We start from the raw sequence: 21,418 nt of genomic DNA on the forward strand, positions 1-21,418 counted from the left end.
GTGCTTGGATTACTGTTCCCGGGGAGAAACCACCTGTGTGACGCGGAGAACATCTCGCCGGGCCCCCCTCGCGTAGAAGCCATACCGGCGGGTAACGTCCGGGCAGTCCAGTTGTGCTCAGGTTTTCAACCAGCGGGGGACCACAAGGAACCACGCGAGGCCTGAGCGACCGCCCCAGCCTTGGACCGCCCGTCGCAGCACGCACGTCAGTCGTGGCGTCGGCGCCCTATGAGGAGCAGCAGTCTTGCGCGAGTTCAGCCTTCCGGCTTTGTACGAGGTCCCGACGGACGGCAACCTGACCGACATCGTCCGTAGAAACGCCGCGCAGCATCCCGATGTCGCCGTCATCGCCCGCAAGGTGGGCGGCGCCTGGCAGGACGTCAGCGCTGTTCAGTTCCTCGACGAGGTGCGGGCCGCCGCGAAGGGGCTCATCGCCACCGGCGTCCAGCCGGGCGACCGGGTCGGGCTCATGTCCCGTACCCGGTACGAGTGGACCCTGCTGGACTTCGCGATCTGGTCGGCCGGCGCGATCACCGTGCCGGTGTACGAGACCAGCTCGCCGGAGCAGGTGCAGTGGATCCTCTCCGACTCGGGCGCGACCGCCTGCATCGTGGAGCTGGACGGTCACTCGGCCGCCGTCGAGTCGGTGCGCGACCGACTGCCCGCGCTGAAGCACGTGTGGCAGATCGAGGGCGGTGGTGTCGAGGAGCTGGGGCGGCTCGGCCAGGACGTCACCGACGCGGCGGTCGAGGAGCGCAGCTCGCTGGCGAAGGCCGACGATCCGGCGACCATCGTCTACACGTCCGGTACGACGGGCCGCCCGAAGGGGTGTGTCCTCACCCATCGCAGCTTCTTCGCCGAGTGCGGCAACGTCGTCGAGCGGCTGCGGCCGCTGTTCCGTACGGGCGAGTGCAGCGTCCTGCTGTTCCTCCCGCTCGCGCATGTCTTCGGCCGGCTGGTGCAGGTCGCGCCGATGATGGCGCCGATCAAGCTGGGCACGGTCCCGGACATCAAGAACCTCACCGACGAGCTGGCCTCCTTCCGGCCGACGCTGATCCTCGGTGTCCCGCGTGTCTTCGAGAAGGTCTACAACTCGGCCCGCGCCAAGGCACAGGCGGACGGCAAGGGCAAGATCTTCGACAAGGCCGCGGACACGGCGATCGCGTACAGCAAGGCCCTGGACACCCCGTCGGGCCCGCCCCTCGGCCTGAAGATCAAACACATGGTCTTCGACAGACTCGTCTACAGCAAGCTGCGCGCGGTGCTCGGCGGCAAGGGTGAGTACGCCATCTCCGGCGGTGCCCCGCTGGGCGAGCGCCTCGGGCACTTCTTCCGCGGCATCGGCTTCACGGTTCTGGAGGGCTACGGCCTGACCGAGACCTGTGCCGCCACCGCCTTCAACCCCTGGGACCGGCAGAAGATCGGCACGGTCGGCCAGCCGCTGCCCGGCTCGGTGGTCCGCATCGCCGACGACGGCGAGGTGCTGCTGCACGGCGACCACCTGTTCAAGGGGTACTGGAACAACCCGGCCGCCACCGAGGAGGCGCTGGCGGACGGCTGGTTCCACAGCGGTGACATCGGCACCCTCGACGAGGACGGCTACCTCAGGATCACCGGCCGCAAGAAGGAGATCATCGTCACCGCGGGCGGCAAGAACGTCGCCCCGGCCGTGATCGAGGACCGTATCCGGGCGCACGCGCTGGTCGCCGAATGCATGGTCGTCGGCGACGGACGCCCGTTCGTGGGTGCGCTGGTCACCGTCGACGAGGAGTTCCTGGGCCGTTGGGCCGCCGAGCACGGCAAGCCGGCGGGCTCCACCGCGGCGTCGCTGCGTGCGGACGCGGACCTGAACGCGGCGATCCAGGCCGCGATCGACGACGGCAACGCCGCGGTGTCGAAGGCGGAATCGGTGCGGAAGTTCCGCATTCTTTCCTCCCAGTTCACGGAGGATTCGGGCCACCTGACGCCGTCCCTGAAGCTCAAGCGCAATGTGGTGGCGAAGGACTTCGCGGACGAGATCGAGGCGATCTATCGCGTCACTCCGTGACGCGGCTGATACGCTCAGTACATCGTCGGGGGCGACAACCAAGTCCCCGACAACCCGAGGGAGTCCTGTACTCGCTCCGGCGGCCGGAAGGGTCGTCGTCGGACAGGCATGGCCTGTCAAACTCCCCGGAGCGATCCAGGGGAGAGTCTCCCGAATTCATCCGGGAGAGAGCTTCAACAGAAGTAGCCAGCGGTCGTACAGCTCATGGCGCGGTGTCCTCGGCGAGGACCCGCGCCATCGTTCGTTCGGCGAGCGCGGTGATCGTGACGAACGGGTTCACCCCGATGGAGCCGGGCACGAGCGAGCCGTCGGTGACGTACAGCTTCGAATAGCCCTTCACCCGCCCGTAGTTGTCGGTCGCCCTGCCCAGCACGCAGCCGCCCAGCGGGTGGTACGTGAAGTCGTCGGCGAACACCTTGTTGGACGAGCCGAAGAGGTCGTACCGGTAGATCGTGGAGTTCGCCGAGTTGATCCGGTCGAAGAGCTTCTTGGCCATCGACACGGAGACCGCGCTCTGGGCGGCGCTCCAGCCGAGTTTCGCCGAGTCGCTCGCGGCGTCGTAGGTGAAGGACGCGCGCTGCGGGTTCTTGGTGATCGCCAGGTAGAGGCTGACCCAGTGCTCCAACCCGGTGGGCAGCGGGGCGATTTCGGCGAAGACGGGGTTGGCGGTGTTGGCCCAGTCGTCGATGCCGAGGACCGGCATGGTCGACTGGTTCGCGCCGACCGTGTCCCAGAGGTGGTTGGCCCGGCCCAGCATCACGTTGCCGTTGGTGCCCCAGCCCGCCCCGACGCTCGCATCCAGCGCGGGCAGCGTGCCCAACGCCCGTGCGCGGACGAGGAGTTCGGTGGTGCCGACGCTGCCCGCGCCGAGGAAGAGGTACGTGCAGCCGTACTCCTTGGTCTCGACGACCGCGCCGGTGTCGTCGATGCGGTCGACGGTGATGACGTACGTGCCGTCGCTCGCTCTTCTTATCCCCTTGGCGCGTTCCATGGTGTGGATGGTGACGTTGCCGGTGCCGAGCGCGGCGGCGAGGTAGGTCTTGTCGAGGCTGCGCTTGCCGTGGTTGTTGCCGTAGATGACCTCACCGGCGAGGGCCGACTTGGCCGCCGTACCGGCGGCTTCGCGCTGCATGTACGCGAAGTCGTAGACGCTCGGCACGAAGGTGGTCTTCAGGCCGGTCTTCTCGGCGTGGGCGCGGGAGATCCGGCTGAAGCGGTACCACTCGGTGGACTCGAACCATGCCGGGTCGATGGTGTTGACGCCGAGCATGGCGCGGGCGCGCGGGAAGTACGTGGCGTACATCTCGGCGGTGTCGACGGTCGGGAACTGCTCGGCGAAGTACGACTGGAGGGGTGTGACGGCCATGCTGCCGTTGACCAGTGAGCCACCGCCGACGCCGCGTCCGACGAAGACGGACATGTTGGCGTAGCGGACCCGGTCGAGGACTCCGGGGTAGGGGTTGATGCCCCTGTTGACGACGTCCAGCCACAGGAAGGTGGCGAGCGGGGCCTCCGTGCGGGTCTTGAACCACATGGATCGCTCGTCCGGCTCCCGCGTCGAGCAGAAGACCTTCCCGTCGGAGCCGGGGGTGTTCCAGAGGCGGCCCATCTCCAGGACGAGCGTGCGGATGCCGGCCTGGCCGAGGCGGAGGGCGGCCACGGCGGCGCCGTAGCCCGAACCGATCACGATGGCCGGGGAGTTGTCGACGGCGGCGGGTTCGACGGCCTGGGCCGACTGGAGGCCGACCCGGGTGAGGCCGGCCGTGGCGGCCGCCTGGAGCGCGACCATACCGAGTATGCGACGGCGGGAAAGCTGATGCTGCGTCAGTTTCTCTGTCATGCTCACAGGATCTGCGGACGTCCGCGTTCACACCAGAGATACGGGATGCCCCGTTTGCCCCTACAGCAACAACTCCAGCTTCTCGGCCAACAGGTCCCACCGCCACCGTTCCTCCACCCACTCCCGCCCCCGCTCCCCCATGCGGCGGCGCAACTCGGCATCGCCGAGGAGGGTGACGACACGCTCGGCGGCCTCCTCCGTGCAGCCGCCGCGCACGACCCAGCCGGTCTCGCCGTCGAGCACGGCGTCGGGGGCGCCGCCGGAGTCACCGGCGACGACGGGCAGGCCGGTCGCGGAGGCCTCCAGGTACACGATGCCGAGCCCTTCCACGTCAAGGCCGCCGCGCCGGGTGCGGCACGGCATGGCGAAGACGTCACCGGCGCCGTAGTGGGCGGGCAGCTCGGACCAGGGGACGGCCCCGGTGAAGCGGACGGACTCGGCGACCCCGGTCTCGTAGGCGAGCCTGCGCAGCTCCTTCTCGTACGGTCCGCCCCCGACGATCAGCAGCACCGCCTCCGGTTCCTTGGCCAGGATGGTCGGCATCGCGAGGATCAGCGTGTCCTGCCCCTTGCGCGGCACCAGCCGGGAGACGCACACGACCACCGGCCGGTCGGCGAGCCCGAGCCGGGCCCGGACCTCGGCACCGCCGGAGCCCGGGTGGAAGGTCTTCTCGTCGACGCCGGGCGGCAGCTGGACCATGCGTCCGGCCGCCTCGGGGGTCAGGGCGGTGGCGATCCGGGAGCGCGTGTACTCGCCCAGGTACGTGATCGTGTCCGTGGCCTCGCCGATCCGCCGCAGCAGCTGCCGGGCGGCCGGCAGCTGCGCCCACCCCGCCTCGTGGCCGTGCGTGGTGGCGACCAGCCGCTGCGCGCCCGCCTTCCGCAGGGCGGGCGCCATCAGGCCGAGCGGTGCCGCCGCCCCGAACCACACCGACGTACAGCCGTGCTCCCGCAGCAGACCGACGGCCGTACGCGTGGCGCCCGGCGTCGGCAGCAGCATGGTCGTCCGGTCGCGTACGACGGTGAAGGGCTGCTCGGCGTCGAAGGCGGCCGTCGCCTCGACGCCCTCCCGGCTCCGCTTCCAGGTCGAGGCGTAGACGACGACCTTCTCGGGGTCCAGCCGCAGCGCCATATTGTGCAGGAAGGCCTGGATTCCGCCGGGCCGGGGCGGGAAGTCGTTGGTCACGATCAGGGTCTTGTGCATCGCCGCCGACCCTACCGAACAGGCGATCGCCAGAGTGTCCGCACCCACTCCTCACACGGTCCGGCCGGGCTTCACAGTCGCTTCACAGCCGGGCAGGGGATCATGTCCCCACACGCGCGAAACACACGGACAGGGGCACAGGTGGCTCAGGTGGACATGACGGGCACTCGACGGCTCCCGTTCGGGCTGCTGACGGCCTGGGGCGCGACCCGGCTGCTCCTGCTGCTGTTCGTCTTCAAGGTGTACGTGTTCCCCGGCCCCGACGTCACCAGCGATGTGTCGGTGATCTACCAGGGCTGGTACGAGATCCTGCGCACAGGAACGTATCCCCTGGACGATGTGACGTGGCAGTACCCGCCCGCCGCCGCCCTCGCGATCCTCTCCCCCGGCCTGCTGCCCTTCCTTGACTACGCGTCGGCCTTCTTCGCCCTCGCCTTCCTCGCCGACCTGGTCGTGCTCACCCTGCTCCTGTACGCGGGCGCCCGCCCCGGAAGGACCTGGCGCGGCGCCTGGGTGTGGGTGGTGGGCCTGCCACTGCTCGGCCCGACCGTGTACGCCCGCTACGACGTGATGGTGACCGCGGTGGCGGTCGCCGCCCTCCTCGCCGGCGGCCGCCACCCGCGCCTGATGGGGGCGCTCACGGCCTTCGCGGCCCTGCTGAAGGTGTGGCCGGTGCTGCTGCTCCTGGGCGCCCGCGGCCGCAGGGCCTGGGCCTCGGCGGCGGTGACCGCCGTGTCGCTGGCCGCCCTCTTCGCCGTCTCCATGCCCGGCGCCTTCGCCTTCCTGACCTTCCAGCGCGACCGGGGCACCGAGGTGGAGTCGCTGGGCGCCCTCGTCTTCCACGTCGCCCGGCAGTTCGGCTGGAACGGCCAGGTGCTGCTCAACTACGGCTCGGTCGAGTTCCTCGGCGACTACGTCGACGTGGTCAGCAACGCGGCCCTGGCGCTCAGCGCGGTGGCCTTCGGCTGGCTGCTGCTGTGGCGGGTGCGCGCGCGGCGTTTCGACCCGCAGACTCTCGCGGACGCCGCGTTCGTGGCGGTGCTGATGTTCACCACCACGAGCCGGGTGATCAGCCCCCAGTACATGGTGTGGCTGGTCGGCCTCGCGGCGGTCTGCCTCTGTTTCCGGGGCAGCCGCATGGTGGTGCCCGCGAGGCTCGTCCTGGTCGCGTCCTTCGTGACCGTCCTGGAGTTCCCGATCTGGTTCTCCCACGTGGTCATGAGCGACGGGCTCGGCATCATCCTCCTCTTCGCCCGCAACGGCCTCCTCGTCCTCGCCACCCTCCTCGCCGCCCTCGAACTGTGGCAGGCCACGGTCCCCCGCCGGGTACCCCTGCCGGCCCCTGACCAGCCGACCCGCACGAAGGAACCCATGGGCTCGTGATCGCGGGAGAGCTCGGGGGGGGCGGCTTGTTCGGCGGCTGCGGGTGGTTCGTGGTTGCTCGCGCCCACGCGGCGGAGCCGCAGATGTCACAGCCCCGCGCCCCGTGACGGCACGGGTCGCGCCCGGTGCCTTCAAGGGGCGCGGGGCTGTGTCGATGTGCGGCTCCGCCGCGGCGCCGGCGGCACGACCCCCGTGTCAGCCCAGCTGAGTCCTCACATACGCCCGCCACTGCTCGGTGAACCTCCCCGGTGTCGTCCCGAGCACCTCCCGCAGCGCGGTCTCCACCGCCTCGGCCCGCTTCCCATGCTCGCCGACGGCCCGGTAGAACTCGTTCAGGCGGACCTCGCCCCAGCGGTCCGCGATCATCCGGCAGGCCAGCCAGCCGCCCTCGTAGGCCTGGGCGAGCCCGCCGGAGTCGCCGGAGAAGCCGAAGTCGGCGTCCTCGGGGAGCTCGGCCGGGGCCCTGCCCTCCGCCACCGCGCGCCGCAGCTCCGGCGCCACCTCGGACGCCGAACGGCCGGTCGCCCGGTAGCCGACCCAGTCCGCGTACCCCTCGGAGAGCCACAGGGGCGTGGCGGCGTTGGTGTGGGCGCGGGTGGCGACGTGGGTGGTCTCGTGGGTGAGGACGACCTGCTTGCCGAAGCCGCCGAGGACGGCGTACGCGTTGGGGTTGACGATGATCCGGTCGGCGGGGGCCTTCGCTGATCCTCCCGCCTCGCCGGTCGTGACCGCGGCGATCCCCTGATACCCGTCCGAGGGCGCCCCGAGCAGCCCCGCCATCTCCTCCAGCGAGTGCGGCACGAGGACCACGACCCGGCGCGCCCAGTCCTCGCCCCACGCCTCGGTCACGGCGGGCACGGACCGGTCCGCCAGCCGCGCGTACTCCCGTAGGCTCCCCTCCGGCCGGCCCACCCCGAGCACCAGACTCCGCTCGCCGTGCACGACCTGTATCGCCCCTTGCTCCCACAGCTGCTCGGTGCCCTTCTCCGAGGGCTCGTCGGAGGCGACGTACCAGGCGCCGTCGTCACGGACCAGGGACAGCGTGCGTACAGCGGTGACGGGCGCCCTGTCGTAGCCGCGTATCCGGTAGCGCAGGGCCGCCTCGGCCGTGGCCCGGTCGCCGGAGCGGTCGAAGCCGGTGAGGTCGTAAGACCAGCCCGCCAGCGGAAGCTCCCGCAGGTTCGCGAACTCGGCGGACCCGCCGGCCAGTTCGGGCCGGACCGCGTCGGCGGATGCCTCCGTGGCCCGGAACGCCGTCTCGTCCCGCTCCAGAACCGCCTCCGCCCGCCGGTCGAGCATCCGCTCGACGTCGACGCGGGCGGAGTCAGCTGCCGGGTTGCCGCCGCAGCCGACGAGGAGGGCGAGCGTGAGGGCCAGGGCGTATGGGGAAAGTCCCGTCGTCCGCCCGGAGGGCGGGCCGGGCGGCGTCATGAGGCCCCTCCCGCTCGAGCGAAGCCGAGAGTCGGGGAGCGTACCAGGCGTCGGGCGACGAGAGCGCGTACCAGGCGTCGGGCGGCAGGCGGGACTTTCGCAACACGCCCCAGGGCCGAGGGGAGGCCTCTGCGCCCCGGGTGCCCGTGCCGGACCCCCGACCCGGGCCGGGGACGCGTCGTACGCCTTCGACCAGCCACGTTCCCGATCGTACGGGGCCCCCGTCGCCGTACGGCAGGGCGGTGCGGGCGTACGGCGGAGGGGGCCCTGGACCTGTGTGGGAGTGTCAGGGGCGGGTGACCGAGGCGATCGGCATCATGCCGACAGGGTCGTAGCGGACGGGGGCGCCCGGGTAGGGAGCGTGAATGACTTGGCCGTCGCCCACGTACATACCTACGTGGCTGGCATCCGACCGATACGTGACCAGGTCGCCGGGCTGCGCCTGGGACAGCGGGACCTGGGTGCCGGCGTATCGCTGGGACTGCGAGGTGCGCGGAAGCGCGACCCCGGCCTGGGAGTACGACCAGACCATGAGGCCCGAGCAGTCGAAGCCGTAGGGGCCGGACGCACCCCACACGTACGGCTTGCCGAGGGCGGAGCGCGCGGCGGCGACGGCAGCCGCCGCGCGGGCGTTGGGGGCGCCGGCGCCGGTGAGGTCGGGCCTCTCCATCTCGGAGCGGCCTTTGCCGCCGGAGCGGGAGGCACGGTCGAACTCGGCGCGCTCGTCGTCCGGGAGGGAGTCGAGCAGCCTCCGGGCCTCGGCGAGCTTCCGCTCGACCGTCCGCTTGTGCAAGGCGACGGCCTTGCGGCTCTTCTCCAGCTCGGTGAGCTTGCCGGAGGCCTCCGCGCGCTGCTGGGCGATGTCGCGCATGGCCTGCTGGAGAGCGTGGAGTTCGCCCGCCTGGTGGGCGCCGATCCGGTCCAGGGCGGCGGCCTTGTCGAGGTAGTCGTCCGGGTTGTCGGAGAACAGCAGGGCGAGGGACGGGTCGAGGCCGCCGGAGCGGTACTGGGCCCCGGCGAGCGAACCCAGCGACTCCCGCATGGTGTTGATGCGGTCCTGCTGCCGGGCGATCGCGTCCTGGGCGGTGCCGATCTGGTCGCCGAGTCTGTCGGCGCGCTCGTCGGCCTTGTTGAACGCCTCGGTGGCCTGCTCGGCCTCCTCGTACAGCCGGTCGACCTCGGCGCGGGTGTGGTGGTCGTGCGGGGCGGCGACGGCCGACTGGACGGGGACGGCGCCGAAGGCGGTGGCCGCGGCGGACAGCACGCTCAGGGCGGCGGCTGCGCCCCGGTCGAACCCGGACGGTACAAGGCGACTGTGGGACACCACGGGAAGCCGCACTCCCTTCGACGGCGGACAGGGCCCTCCCCGAAGCCGCAGAGGCACCCGGAGGGGGCGCCCTCACGGCCAGTGAGGGAAGCGCGGCCGACAGTAGCCGCGCGAGCCTGTCACAGCCAAAGACCTACGCGGACACACAGCGTGACGCCCCGCTCGGGACCCAGGTCACCGGCGGGGCATGGGGTCAGCGTGAGGTGCGGGAATTCGCCCGTTCGGACGGCCCTGCGTCCTGATCTCGAAGCAGAACGGCTCCGATGGTCACACCGCGTGACCATCGGAGCCGTGAAGCCCTCAGAAGCCCTCGAGGAACCGAAGCAGGCGTCGGATCAGGCGTCAGATACGGACGCCGAACTGGAAGGTGCCGATGGTGCTCATCGACTCGTAGCGGACGACCTTGCCCGGGTACGGGGAGTGAATGATCGTGCCGTTGCCGGCGTAGAGGCCGACGTGACCCAGGTTGTTGAAGAACACCAGGTCGCCGGGGGCGAGTTGGTCGCGCGTGATCCGGGTGCCGTCGTTCGCCTGCGTGTACGTGGTCCGGCTGATGGACACACCCGCCTGGGCGTAGGCCCACTGTGTCAGCCCGGAGCAGTCGTACGAGTTGGGGCCGCTGCCGCCGGAGACGTACGGCTTGCCCTGCTGGGTGGCGGCGGCGGCGAGGGCGGCCGCGCCGCGCTGGGAGGCGGGCACCTCGTTGCCGAGGTCGACACGCTCACCGGCGGAGCGGCTGGCGCGCGTCTCCTCCTTGTCCAGGGCCGCCTTCTCCGCGGCGGTCAGGGTGTTGAGGAGCTTCTGCGCCTCGGCCAGCTTCGACTGGACTTCCTTCTTCTTCTTGCCCAGCGACGCGCGGACCTCGGCGAGGTCCGCGAGCTTCTCGTTGGCCTCCTGGCGCTGCTGCGCGAGCGAGCGCTGCTTCTCCTGGATCTTCTTGAGCGCGTCGACCTGCTGACTGCTCAACTGGTCCAGCGTGGCGGCCTTGTCCAGATAGTCGTCCGGGTCGGCGGAGAGGAAGAGCTGGATCGAGGAGTCGATACCACCCGAGCGGTACTGGGCGCTGGCGGCCTGGCCTATGCCCTCACGCAGCTCGTTGAGGTCTTCCTGGCCGCGGGCGACGTTGTCCTGGATGGTGGAGATCTCCTTCTGGAGCTTCTTCTCCTTCTCCTTGGCCCCGTTGTACTTGTCGGTGGCCCGCCCGGCCTCTTCGTAGAGGTCGTGGACCTTGGTCTTGACCTCTTCCTTGCTCGGCTTGTCGCCGGGCGCGGCGTTGGCCGCCTGGGAGGTCAGGGCCACGGCAGCGGCAGCGGCAGTGGTGAGCACGGTCACACGCGCACGGCTCGGCTGCTTCGGTCGACGGTGGGACGCCACGGTAGGGAACTCCTTCATGTGAGCGATCACCCGGCGGGGACTCCGGTGATGATCACCCGTTGAGAGGTTTGAGCCCAGACCCTAGTGACCTAATGATGATCACTTCAAATCCCCCACAGGAAAAATCCCGCCCCACGGCGCACTATTTACACTCAACACACATGTAGTGATGTTCCGTTGACGCTACGTTGCGCAACAGTTCGATCCAATTCGGACATAGCACCCGTACGTCGCCGTTGGGGCGGACGGGGCCGAGAAGGCTGAAACGTCAGGAAAGCCGCTTGAGGAGCATCGCGGAAGCGACCGGCCGGGCGCCCGCCTTGGCGACCCCGTCGGCGACCTCACGGTCGGTGGAGGCCACGATGACCGGCCGCCCGGGCGGCTCGGCGCGCACCAGCTGACGGATCAACTCGTCGGCCGTGACACCCGGCTTGGAGAACAACACCCGTACTCCGCGCGGCGGCGCGAGCAGGACGGGCGCGGCCAGCTCGGCCCCGTCGAAGACACATGTCACCTCGGCGCCGGTCTGCGCGGCGAGCTGCGAGAGCTGCCCGAGGAGCCGGAGGCGCTGCTTCTCCAGCGGCATCTGCGGATAGCCGGTCTTCGTGACGTTGTAGCCGTCGACCACGAGATGCGCCTGCGGCAGCGCCAGCAACTGGTCCAGGATCGCGGGGTCGTTCTCGGACAGCGCGCGGGCGGCGATGTCCTTCGGCGTCATCCGCCCCGGCTCGACGGCGTCGACGGTCTCGGCGGGCCGTACGGACACCGGCGGCAACGCCAGCTCCCTCCGCAGCCCCTGGGCCGCGTCCAGCACGGTGTCCAGGAGCAGCCGTACGCGCATGTCCTCGACGCTGCGCCCTTCGCGGGCCGCCCGTCGGGTGGCCTCCAGAGCCGCCTCCGCCTCGCCGAGCCGGGCCTTGAGCCGCCGGGTCTCGCTCTCGGCGGCGGACACCTGGGCGTGCCCCTCGGCGCGTACGGTCTCCATCTCGGCGTGCAGCTTGCGCAGGGCGGCCTCGCCGCGCTTGACGTCGCTGAGGGCGGAGCGGAGCTTGCGGTGCAGCGAGTCGGCCTCTTTCTTGGCCGATTCCAGCTCCGTACGCAGCCGTTCGGTCTCCGCCTTCGTCTGGCCGCGCGCCTCGGCGAGCTGCTGGCGCAGCCGCTCCAGCTCGGCGCGGTTCTCCTCGTCGGCGCGCTCCGCGTCCGCCCGCAGGGCCTCCTCGCCGGCCGCGGTGACCAGCTTCACCCAGCCCGTGGGGCGCAGGACGTACGCGGCGGCCGCCACGTCCAGCGGATCGGCGGCCGGGGGCGGGGCACCCGTGTCGAGGGCGCCGGACAGCTCCGGGTGGGCCTCCCTGAACCGCTCCCCGATCCGCTGGCGGAACAGCGTGTCGCTCTCCAGCGCGGCCGCCATCGCGTTGCCCGCGAACTTCACCCGGCGATTCGGTGCGAACCGGGCGTACTGTCGCAGTTGTGCGGGCAGTTCACCCACGGTCAGTCCGCCGAAGCCGTCGGAGACGATCTGCACGACACGCTTGCGCACGCCCTCGGGCAGCGGACGGTCGAGCACCTCAGCGGCGCCGTCGCCCGGCCCCCCGCCTGCGGTCTCCACCATCCGTCACCCCACTGTCCGTGCGGGGCCGCCTCCCTCAGGAGTCGGCGCCCGGCCTGTCCACGAGTTCCACCTGGTCCACGGCGTTGCACCAGCGGCAGCGGACCGACTCGATGGTCTCACTGACCACCTCGCGCTCCTCGATCTTCGGTTCCCCGGCGAGGTCGAGGTGAACGTACTCGACGACCTTCGAGGAGCGGGTCACGTCGAAGCGCGTGAGGTTGCCGCACAGGGTGCAGCGCCAGCGGGTCGTGGCGGTCGGCAGGGGAACCGTCATCGTGGCTGCTCTTCCTTCTTCCAGTCTCCGTGACGCGCCGGCCTCCCGGTGCGTGTGGCTCGTAACCCTACGGCCTGACCGCTGTCCCGTGCCGCTCCGCCTACGGAGCGGCACCAAGGCCGAGGCCGATCACCTCCGGCGGCGAGGCGGTCTGGGCGGGTGGGTCCCGTTACGTCATGCTCTGATCATGATCGGAAAGACCGTACAAAATGAGTCGGCGCCGGTGACGTACGGGCTGATCATCCTCTGCTGTGTGATCTTCCTGATCGGGCCGGCGGCCGGCCTGAATCCGGCGTACGGCACCGGTGACGAGCTGCTGGCCGCGCAGCGGTCGTACTTCCGCCGCTGGGGTGTCGTACCGGTCGAGCTCTTCACCGGCTCCCCGCGCGCGGCGCTCACCCCCCTCACCGCGCTCTTCGTCCACGGCAGCTGGCTCCACCTCCTCGGCAACATGCTCTTCCTCTTCGTCTTCGGGGCGATGGCCGAGGAACGCATGGGCCATGTGGAGTTCGCCCTCTTCTACGTCGGCTGCGGTTACCTCGCCCTCGCTGCGTACGCGGCCGCGCACGCCGGGTCCCCGCAGTCGCTGGTCGGCGCGTCCGGGGCGATCTCCGCGGTCCTCGGCGCGTTTCTCTTCTTGTTCCCCCGAGCGGGCGTGACGAGCCTCTTTCCGTTCCTGTTCTTCCTCCCGCTGCGGTTCCCGGCCTGGGTGACGCTGCCGTTCTGGGTGAGCCTGCAGTGGCTGGCCGCGGGGCGGGAGACGTCGGGGCCGGGGGTCGCGTATCTGGCGCACCTGGTGGGGTTCGGGGTGGGGTTCGGCTACGCGTGGGGGCGTTATGGGCGTAGGGCTAGAGTGAAAGGCCCAGCGAACGTCCCAGCTCCGGCCCCTGAGGGAGAGAACCAGCCGTGATCACCGCGATCGTGCTCATCAAGACAAGCGTGGACCGGATTCCGGAGATCGCGGAGTCGATCGCCGCGCTCGAATCCGTGAGCGAGGTGTTTTCGGTGACCGGTACGTACGATTTGGTCGCCATGGTTCGGGTGAAGGCCCACGATGATCTGGCTGATGTGATTCCGGGGGCGATCAGCAAGATTCCCGGGGTGCTGGCGACGGACACGCATGTGGCGTTTCGGACGTATTCCCAGCATGACCTTGAGGCCGCGTTCGCCATCGGATTGGACAACTGAGGGATCATCGGCGGGTGCGGGTGATTTGTGGCTGGTCGCGCCCACGCGGCGGAGCCGCATATGTCACAGCCCCGCGCCCCTGAAGGGACGCTGCAGGCGCCCGAAGATGAAAGAACCCTCATCTTCGGCTCATCCTCTGTCGCGGTTGCCATCCGCACGATCGTTCCCATGGCTTTCTCTCGTCGTATCGCGGCTCTCGCCGCCGTCGTGGCCATTCCGCTCGGGATCGCCGCCACCAGCTTTGCCCTGACCGACAGTCCCGAGGCCCCGAAGGTGCCGCCCAAGGTGGAGTTGGATAAGGAGGCTTCGAGTCCTACGCCGACGCCCACGTCCACGCGGCCGTCGGCGACTCCGAGTGACGAGGTCGTGCCCCGGCCTCCGGTGACCGACGGCCCCGCGAGTGATGACGATGACGACGACCGACGCGAGGACGGCCAGGACGACGCCGACGACGGAGCCGGCGACGACGGCTGACGGGGCGCGGTGGCGGGTGTCCGCGCGGGTCAGGATTCTGCTGTGGTTGTTGCTCGTGATGGCGGTGGCGCTGGCGTCGGTGGCGGGGACCACGCGTTCGATCCTGTTGCGGGACGCGGACCAGCGGATCAACGGACTGCTCGCGCAGGAGGCCGGGGAGTTCGCCAATCTTCAGGCGCGGGGCGTCGATCCGGAGACCGGGGAGCCGTTCACGGAACCGTCGCGGCTGCTGTACGTCTTCCTGGACCGGCAGAACGCCGACCTGGACGAGGAACTGATCGGTCTGGTGGCCCGGCCGGGCCGGGACCCCGCGCAGATCATCCAGCGGCGCGACATCCCCGTCGCGCTGCCCCTGCACAAGGACGACGACGCCCAGCTCGCGATCTTCGAGTCGCCCGACTCCACGGGTGTCCTGGAACGGGCGTCCGGAGACATCCACTGGGCGAAGGTCGAGGTGGCCCGGTACGGCGGTGAGCCGGACGCCGCGTTCGTGGTCGCCTTCCACCCGCAGCGGGAGGAGCGGCGCGCGGACGAGGTGTTCCGGGTGCTGCTCGCCATCTCCGGGGTCGCCCTGCTGATGACGATCGGTATCGCCTGGGTCGTCGCCGGGCGGATCCTCAAGCCCGTACGGGTCGTGCGCTCCGCCGCGGCCCAGCTCACCGAGCAGGACCTCACCCGGCGCATCCCGGTGCACGGCCGGGACGACGTGGCCGCTCTCGCCGAGACGTTCAACGCCATGCTCGACCGGCTGGAGCGGGCCTTCGCCGCGCAGCGGGAGTTCGTCGACGACGCCGGGCACGAGCTGCGTACGCCCATCACCATCGTGCGGGGCCATCTGGAGGTGATGGGCGACGATCCCGCCGAGCGCGAGGAGACGATCCGGCTGGTCACCGACGAGCTGGACCGGATGAGCCGCATCGTCGAGGACCTGCTGCTGCTCGCCAGGGCGGAACGGCCCGACTTCGTCCGCCCCGAGCCCGTACAGCTCGCCGAACTCACCGCCGACGTCTACGTCAACGCCCGCACCCTCGGCGAACGCGACTGGCAACTCACCGAAGTCGCCGACCGGGAAGCCGAGTTGGACCCCCAGCGGATCACCCAGGCCATGGTCCAGCTGGCCCAGAACGCCGTGCAGCACACCACCACCGGCCAGACCATCCGCATCGGCTCGCGTGTCGACGGGAGTTCGGCCGTCGAGTTCTACGTCGTCGACTCAGGGCCCGGTGTGCAGCCGCAGGACGCCGACGTGATCTTCGAACGGTTCCGGCGGGGCACGGCCCGACGCGGCGCCCGCGGCTCCGGTGCCGGGCTCGGCCTGTCGATCGTCCGCGCCATCGCCGAGGCACACGGCGGTCGCGTACGACTCCATGACACCGAGGGCGGCGGCGCCACCTTCGTACTCACCCTGGAAGGGGTCCGCACGTGAACCGCATCCTCATCGTGGAGGACGAGGAAAGGATCGCCTCCTTCGTCGAGAAGGGCCTGCGCGCCGGAGGCTTCACCACGACCGTGGTCGGCGACGGCGACGCTGCCTACGAGTACGCCCTCACCGGCGGCTTCGACCTCATCGTCCTCGACATAGGGCTGCCCGGCCGCGACGGCTTCACCGTGCTCCGCGAACTGCGCGAGGCCCGGGTGACCGTGCCGGTCATCGTGCTGACCGCCCGGGACTCCGTACGCGACACCGTGGCCGGCCTGGAGGGTGGCGCCGACGACTGGATGACCAAGCCGTTCCGCTTCGAGGAGTTGCTGGCGCGAGTGCGTCTGCGGCTGCGTACGGCGGCCCGGGCACCCGAGGTGACGATGCTGCGGAGCGGGGAACTGACCCTCGACCTCCGGACGCGACGGGCGCGGGCCGGGGAGCGGCTGGTGGACCTGACGGCTCGGGAGTTCGTACTGCTGGAGCTGTTCCTGCGGCATCCGGGACAGGTGCTGTCGAGGGAACAGATTCTGTCGCATGTGTGGGGTTACGACTTCGACCCGGGCTCGAACATCGTGGACGTATATGTACGGGCGCTGAGGAAGAAGCTTGGCGCAGGGCAGTTGGAGACGGTGAGGGGCATGGGCTACCGGCTCCCCACGTGAAGCTTCTTTCATCGAGGGCTCATCCCGGGCTCACCGCCCGTTTGAACCCTTGATGACGTGACCCTGAACTTCCGCCTGACCGCGTCGCTGTGCGTGGCCCTCTCCCTCTGCTCCCTCCTCGTCGTCCCCGGAAACTTCCCGGGGCTGGGCGGGGAGGCCCGCCTCACCCTCGCGGTCTTCGCGCTGGCGACGGCCGCCTGGATCGGCACCCCGATCGACGACACCTACATCGCCCTCGGTGCCGGACTCGCCCTGACGGCGACCGGGGTCATCAGCAGCGACACCCTCTTCGGCACCCTCGGCGACTCGACGGTGTGGCTGCTGATCTGCGCGTTCGTGCTGGCGGCGGCGGTGACCCGGACCGGGCTCGCGGGGCGGGCGGCGGCGTTCCTGGTGAGCGGGGCGCGCAGCATGAGGCAGTTGGCGCACCTGACGACGGCCGCGCTGGTGGTGACGGCGTTCGCGGTGCCCGCCACCTCCGGCCGGGCGGCCCTCGCACTGCCGGTGTTCCTGGCCCTCGCCAAGGTGCTGGCCGACCGGAAACGACTGGTCGTGATGCTGGCGCTGCTGTTCCCGACCGTGATTCTTCTGTCAGCGGTGGCGACTCTGATCGGAGCGGGCGCGCATCTGATCACGGTGTCGGTGCTGTGGGAGGCGACCGGCGACCGGATCGGCTTCACCGAGTGGCTGCTGCTGGGCCTGCCGCTGGCGATCGTGTCGTCCCATCTGGCGGCCGAGGCGGTACTGCTGACGACGACCCGGCGCGCGGACCGCCGCGGTCCGGTACGGATCACGGTCGAGGACATCCAGCACCACAGTGAGCAGCCGGTCACCGGCCCCTGGTCCCCCGCCGAGTCGCGCTGCGCCCTGCTGCTGGCCACGGTGGTGGTCCTGTGGTGCGCCGAGCCCCTCCACCGGGTGCCGCCGGCCGTGGTGGCGCTGATCGGCGCGATCGTCGCGTCCTCGCCCGCGCTGGGCACCGTACGGCTGAAGGACGCGTTGCGGACGGTGCCCTGGTCGATGCTGCTCTTCATGGCCGCGACCATGGCGATGGGTGTCGCGCTCAGTGACTCGGGGGCGGCGAAGTGGCTGGTCGCCGGGCTGCCCTCGGCGGTCACTCCGCTGGTGTTCCTGGTGGCGGTCGTGGTGCTCAGCACGGCCGCCCATCTCGTCCTGCAGTCCCGTTCGGCACGGTCGTCGGTGCTCGTTCCCCTGGTCGTCGCGGCGGCCGTGGGCGCCGGGGTCAACCCGGTGGCGGCCGCGCTCGCGTCCACCGCCGCCGCGGGTTTCTGCCACACCCTGTCGGCCTCCGCGAAGCCGGTCGCGCTCTTCGCCGATCTCCCCGGAACGCCCACCTACACGCCACGCGACCTGCTCCGTCTGTCCGCCGTCCTGGCCCCGCTGACCGCCGCCCTCGTCGTCCTCTTCGCCGTCGCGGTCTGGCCGCTGCTGGGCGTACCGCTGGCCCGCCCGTGACACGGCGGCCCCTGATGACTCCACGCACCCACGACCCCAAGGAGCCCTGAGAACCATGCTGAACCGAGTAGCCGTAGCCCCCAGTGGCTTCAAGGAGTCCCTGTCCGCCGAGGCCGCCGCCGAGGCCATCGCGGCGGGCGTCCGCCGGGTCGTGCCCGACGCCGAGGTCGACCTCATCCCCCTGGTGGACGGCGGTGAGGGCACGGCCGCCGCGCTGGCCGCCTCGACCGGCGGTCGCCTCGTCGCCCTGCCCGCGACGGGCCCGATCGGTGAGCCGGTGGGCACCCACTTCGCCCTTCTCGGCACCGGCGACACGGAGGACCCGGGAACGGCCGTCGTCGAGATGGCCGCCGTCGCCGGGCTCTCCCTCGTGCCGCGCGGCCTGCGTGATCCCGGCGCGACCACCACGTACGGCGTCGGTGAGCTGATGCGCGCCGCGCTCGACACCGGTGTACGGCGGATCCTGGTCGGCTGTGGCGACTCGGGCACCTCGGACGGCGGTGCCGGTGCCCTCCAGGCGCTGGGTGCGCGGCTGCTGGACGCGGACGGGTACGAACTCCCTCCGGGAGGAAGGGAGTTGACCCGGCTGAGCCGTATCGACCCGGCCGCTCTGGACCCCCGTCTCAAGGACGTGGAACTGCTCGTCGCCTGCAACCCGTTCAACGTGCTGTGCGGCCAACGCGGCGTCGTCCGTGTCTTCGGCCCGCAGAAAGGCGCGACGCCCGCGCAGGTCGAGGAGTTGTCCGCCGCGCTGGAGAACTGGGCGGACGTGCTCACTCGCGACCTCGCCCCTGTCGGCACCGACCTCCGCCACGGCCCCGGCACCGGCGCCTCCGGCGGTCTCGGCGCCGGTCTGGCCGCCCTGGGAGCCCGGCTGCTCCCCCGTTTCGACGTCCTCCTGGCCCATCTCGACCTCGACGCCCGCCTCGCCCGCGCCGACCTGGTGATCACCGCCGAGGGCGCCCTCGACCACCAGACTCCCCGGGGCAAGGTCCCCGCCGAAGTGGCCCGCCGGGCCAAGCTGCACGCCCGGCCGGTCCTGGCCCTCGCGGGCACCCTGGGCGAGGGGGCGCACGAGGTGCCGGGCGTGGACGCGTACACCGGCATCCTGCCCGCGCCGATGGCTCTCGCCGAGGCCATTTTCCGCGCGAGCGAACTCCTCACGGACGCCACCGAACGGGCGCTGCGGATGGTGTTGTTGGGGGCGCGGGTGACGGAGGCGAGGTCCTACGCGTCGCCCGGCGGCCCCCCGCGGTTCACTTCTTCTTCCAGCACCACTGTGTGATCGAGGCCGGCTTGGGGATGGAGCCGATGAGCGACCCGTACATTCCGGTCTTGCGCACGATCTGCCGCTCCGCGCCGCTCTCGGTCTTCCCGTACCAGACCTTCGTGGTGCGGTTCCACACCGAGCGCGCGAACCGCTTGGGGTCGCGCGGCTTCCACACGCCCTTGCCGCACCTGTGGCTGTCGGTCGCCTTCACCGACCACGCGCCCTGGCCCCGCTTGAAGTCCTTCTTGCCCCACAGGCACAGATGCCCCTGGACGCAGTCCCTCTTCGCGGACGCCGCCACCTCACCGGCTTCGGCCGCCCGCGCCTGAGTCCCGCCGCCCGACAGCACCGCGGCCGCCGCCATCGCCGAGGCGGCCGCGAACACCCCTATCCGATTCTTCCCGTTGGTCATCTGCTCTCCCCCTGGTGATCGGCCCACCGGACCGACCGATCACTCTAGCCACCCCCCTCTTCCCCGAACACATGTCCCCTGAGCCAATGTCCGCGGATCAGACAGCTCAGACAGCTCAGACAGCTCAGACAGCTCAGACAGCGGGTACGCAACGCCCGTCCACCGTGCGGTAGTCCCACTTGGCGCCCTGCCGCACCAACTCCTTGACGGCGCCCACGAACCGCTCCACGTGCTCGTCGGGCGTACCCGCCCCGAAGCTCACCCGGATCGCGTTGAGGGACTTCTCACCGGGCGCGGCCTCGGGGGCACCGCACTCGCCCTGGGCCTCCGGGGCGCTCCCGAGCAGCGTGCGGACCAGGGGATGGGCGCAGAAGAGACCGTCGCGTACGCCGATGCCGTACTCGGCGGAGAGGGCGGCGGCGAAGTGGGAGCTGTTCCAGCCGTCGACGACGAAGGAGATGACGCCGACACGCGGGGCGTCGTCCCCGAAGAGGGAGAGGACACGCACCTCCGGCACCTCGGCGAGACCGGCGCGCACGGTGTCGATCAGGTACTGCTCACGCGCGACCAGCGTGTCGAACCCGGCCTCGGTGAGGGCCTTGCAGGCGGAGGCGATGGAGTAGGCGCCGATGACGTTGGGCGAGCCGGCCTCGTGCCGAGCGGCGGTGACATGCCACTCGACGTCGACCCCGCCGTCGGCCCGCCGGGCCACCTTGCGGGAGGCGCCGCCACCGGCCAGGTACGGCTCGGCCTCGCTGAGCCAGTCCGCCCGCCCGGCGAGGACGCCCGACCCGAACGGCGCGTACAGCTTGTGCCCCGAGAACGCGACCCAGTCGACAGCCAACTCCCGTACCGATACGGGGTGATGGGGCGCCAGCTGAGCGGCGTCGAGCACGATCCGCGCCCCGTGCACGTGCGCGGCGGCGGCGAGCTCACGCACCGGCCAGATCTCGCCGGTGACGTTCGACGCACCGGTGACACAGACGAGGGCGGGGCCGTGCGGGTCACGGTCGACGAGCGCCCGCTCCAGCGTGGCCACGGCCTCGGCGGGCGTACGCGGCGCGTCGAGGTAGGTGACCCGCGCGTCGCGCCACGGCAGCAGCGAGGCGTGGTGCTCGGTCTCGAAGACGAAGACCTGGCAGTCGGCGGGCAAAGCGGCGGCGAGGAGGTTGAGCGAGTCGGTGGTCGACCGCGTGAACACGACCTGGTCGTCCTCCCGGCAGTCGAGGAACTCGGCGACCGTACGGCGGGCGTTCTCGAACAGGTCGGTGGACAGCTGCGACAGGTACCCGGCGCCCCGGTGCACGCTCCCGTAGTACGGGGCGTACGCCGCCACGTCGTCCCACACCCGCTGCAGCGCGGGGGCGCTGGCGGCGTAGTCGAGCGCGGCGTAGGTGACCTCGCCGCCGGTGACGAGCGGGACGGTGACATCCCGACCCAGAACGGGCAGCAGGGTGCAAACGGACTGGTCGGCGGCAAGGGTGGAGACAGACATGGCGGAACTCCCGTGAAGGCAGGCGGAATTCACCGGCGAGCGGACATGGCTCTGCGGCGGTGAGGGGAAAAGGGGTGTGCGGAGGCGGGGCTCTGCGGCCCTATCGCATTCGCTTGCTCACGGAAGGCTCCTCGACGACCGCGCTTGCCGAGGACCTCGCTGCCCACGGCCTGGTCTTCACCCGGGGCACCCCGCCACGGACGGAGGGTTGCCGGACAGCCGGCCGGGGCCTTGTGGCTGTCACTCATGACCTGACGAAGAACGTACGTGACGTGATCGCCGCGGCGCAACTCCTGTCCGGATACCGGAACAAGGGCGCCTCATAGCTCGGGAAGTTGGCGTGGTTTGGCGGGTGCGGGTGGGTGGGGGCTTGTCGCGCAGTTCCCCGCGCCCCTGAAAAGCAGGGGCTGCGCCCCGTGCTTTTCGTCTTTTAGGGGCGCGGGGAACTGCGCGAGCAACCCACCACCCACCCGCACCCGAAAAGGCACCCGGGGGGGTCGAAGGGGCGCAGCCCCTGGGGATGGGAC

Annotated in this window: 18 protein-coding genes and 1 riboswitch; of the genes, 9 read left to right on the plus strand and 9 right to left on the minus strand. The window is 70.8% G+C overall.

All coding sequences use genetic code 11. The features are described from left to right. Positions 1-244: 244 nt before the first annotated feature. The gene (locus CES90_RS02690) at positions 245-2,047 is read left to right on the plus strand and encodes an AMP-dependent synthetase/ligase (RefSeq protein ID WP_189781662.1); all 1,803 of its coding nucleotides are present in this window, start codon (positions 245-247) and stop codon (positions 2,045-2,047) included. 202 nt (positions 2,048-2,249) lie between these two features. Here the strand turns inward: CES90_RS02690 and CES90_RS02695 are convergent, their stop codons facing one another. Both CES90_RS02695 and CES90_RS02700 read right to left on the minus strand, forming a co-directional pair. Further along, positions 2,250-3,887, minus strand: a complete 1,638-nt coding sequence (locus CES90_RS02695) for a GMC oxidoreductase (protein WP_456300561.1) — start codon at positions 3,885-3,887, stop codon at positions 2,250-2,252. Positions 3,888-3,947: 60 nt separating this feature from the next. Next, entirely contained in the window at positions 3,948-5,090 is a 1,143-nt protein-coding gene (locus CES90_RS02700) for a glycosyltransferase family 4 protein (protein WP_189781661.1), read from the minus strand. Positions 5,091-5,246: 156 nt separating this feature from the next. On the opposite strand from CES90_RS02700, the gene CES90_RS02705 reads away from it, so the two are divergent. Then, a complete protein-coding gene (locus CES90_RS02705) occupies positions 5,247-6,473 on the plus strand; it encodes a glycosyltransferase family 87 protein (RefSeq protein ID WP_189781660.1) in 1,227 nt (408 codons plus the stop codon). 195 nt (positions 6,474-6,668) lie between these two features. Here the strand turns inward: CES90_RS02705 and CES90_RS02710 are convergent, their stop codons facing one another. The 5 genes from CES90_RS02710 to CES90_RS02730 all read right to left on the minus strand — a co-directional run bounded on the left by CES90_RS02710 (position 6,669) and on the right by CES90_RS02730 (position 12,491). Further along, positions 6,669-7,904, minus strand: a complete 1,236-nt coding sequence (locus CES90_RS02710; protein WP_189781659.1) for a hypothetical protein — start codon at positions 7,902-7,904, stop codon at positions 6,669-6,671. 286 nt (positions 7,905-8,190) lie between these two features. Next, positions 8,191-9,231 carry a C40 family peptidase gene (locus tag CES90_RS02715; protein ID WP_189781658.1) on the minus strand — a complete coding sequence of 347 codons (1,041 nt, stop codon included), beginning with the start codon at positions 9,229-9,231 and terminating at the stop codon, positions 8,191-8,193. A gap of 342 nt (positions 9,232-9,573) precedes the next feature. Beyond that, positions 9,574-10,605, minus strand: coding sequence for a C40 family peptidase (locus CES90_RS02720; protein WP_189781657.1), 1,032 nt, complete (start codon positions 10,603-10,605; stop codon positions 9,574-9,576). A 268-nt stretch (positions 10,606-10,873) separates the two neighbouring features. Then, positions 10,874-12,217, minus strand: a complete 1,344-nt coding sequence (locus CES90_RS02725; protein WP_189781656.1) for an NYN domain-containing protein — start codon at positions 12,215-12,217, stop codon at positions 10,874-10,876. A gap of 34 nt (positions 12,218-12,251) precedes the next feature. After that, complete coding sequence (locus CES90_RS02730) at positions 12,252-12,491, minus strand: hypothetical protein (RefSeq protein ID WP_189781655.1); 240 nt, start codon at positions 12,489-12,491, stop codon at positions 12,252-12,254. A gap of 187 nt (positions 12,492-12,678) precedes the next feature. On the opposite strand from CES90_RS02730, the gene CES90_RS02735 reads away from it, so the two are divergent. From CES90_RS02735 to CES90_RS02765, 7 genes are all read left to right on the plus strand, one after another. Further along, the gene (locus tag CES90_RS02735; protein WP_189781654.1) at positions 12,679-13,401 is read left to right on the plus strand and encodes a rhomboid family intramembrane serine protease; all 723 of its coding nucleotides are present in this window, start codon (positions 12,679-12,681) and stop codon (positions 13,399-13,401) included. Then, positions 13,398-13,679: an Lrp/AsnC family transcriptional regulator gene (locus CES90_RS02740; protein ID WP_149822599.1), complete on the plus strand. Its 282-nt coding sequence runs from the start codon at positions 13,398-13,400 to the stop codon at positions 13,677-13,679. The genes CES90_RS02735 and CES90_RS02740 overlap by 4 nt, the downstream gene beginning before the upstream one ends. Positions 13,680-13,847: 168 nt before the next feature. Further along, the gene (locus CES90_RS02745; RefSeq protein ID WP_189781653.1) at positions 13,848-14,153 is read left to right on the plus strand and encodes a small secreted hydrophilic protein; all 306 of its coding nucleotides are present in this window, start codon (positions 13,848-13,850) and stop codon (positions 14,151-14,153) included. Next, positions 14,089-15,579, plus strand: a complete 1,491-nt coding sequence (locus tag CES90_RS02750; protein WP_189781652.1) for a sensor histidine kinase — start codon at positions 14,089-14,091, stop codon at positions 15,577-15,579. Before CES90_RS02745 ends, CES90_RS02750 begins: the two co-directional genes overlap by 65 nt. After that, entirely contained in the window at positions 15,576-16,238 is a 663-nt protein-coding gene (locus CES90_RS02755; protein WP_189781651.1) for a response regulator transcription factor, read from the plus strand. Before CES90_RS02750 ends, CES90_RS02755 begins: the two co-directional genes overlap by 4 nt. A 57-nt stretch (positions 16,239-16,295) precedes the next feature. After that, the gene (locus CES90_RS02760) at positions 16,296-17,714 is read left to right on the plus strand and encodes an SLC13 family permease (RefSeq protein ID WP_189781650.1); all 1,419 of its coding nucleotides are present in this window, start codon (positions 16,296-16,298) and stop codon (positions 17,712-17,714) included. Between the two features lie 55 nt (positions 17,715-17,769). After that, positions 17,770-18,999 (plus strand): glycerate kinase family protein, encoded by a 1,230-nt coding sequence (locus tag CES90_RS02765; RefSeq protein WP_189781649.1) that lies wholly within the window; start codon positions 17,770-17,772, stop codon positions 18,997-18,999. Here the strand turns inward: CES90_RS02765 and CES90_RS02770 are convergent. Further along, positions 18,971-19,396, minus strand: coding sequence for a peptidase inhibitor family I36 protein (locus CES90_RS02770; RefSeq protein WP_189781648.1), 426 nt, complete (start codon positions 19,394-19,396; stop codon positions 18,971-18,973). The two genes, CES90_RS02765 and CES90_RS02770, sit on opposite strands and share 29 nt — an antisense overlap. A 133-nt stretch (positions 19,397-19,529) precedes the next feature. Then, positions 19,530-20,891 (minus strand): aminotransferase class V-fold PLP-dependent enzyme, encoded by a 1,362-nt coding sequence (locus CES90_RS02775; RefSeq protein ID WP_189781647.1) that lies wholly within the window; start codon positions 20,889-20,891, stop codon positions 19,530-19,532. Between the two features lie 135 nt (positions 20,892-21,026). Further along, positions 21,027-21,143: riboswitch (SAM riboswitch) on the minus strand. Positions 21,144-21,418: the final 275 nt, after the last annotated feature.

The organism is Streptomyces capitiformicae (genome assembly GCF_002214185.1).
Lineage (GTDB): Bacteria > Actinomycetota > Actinomycetes > Streptomycetales > Streptomycetaceae > Streptomyces > Streptomyces capitiformicae.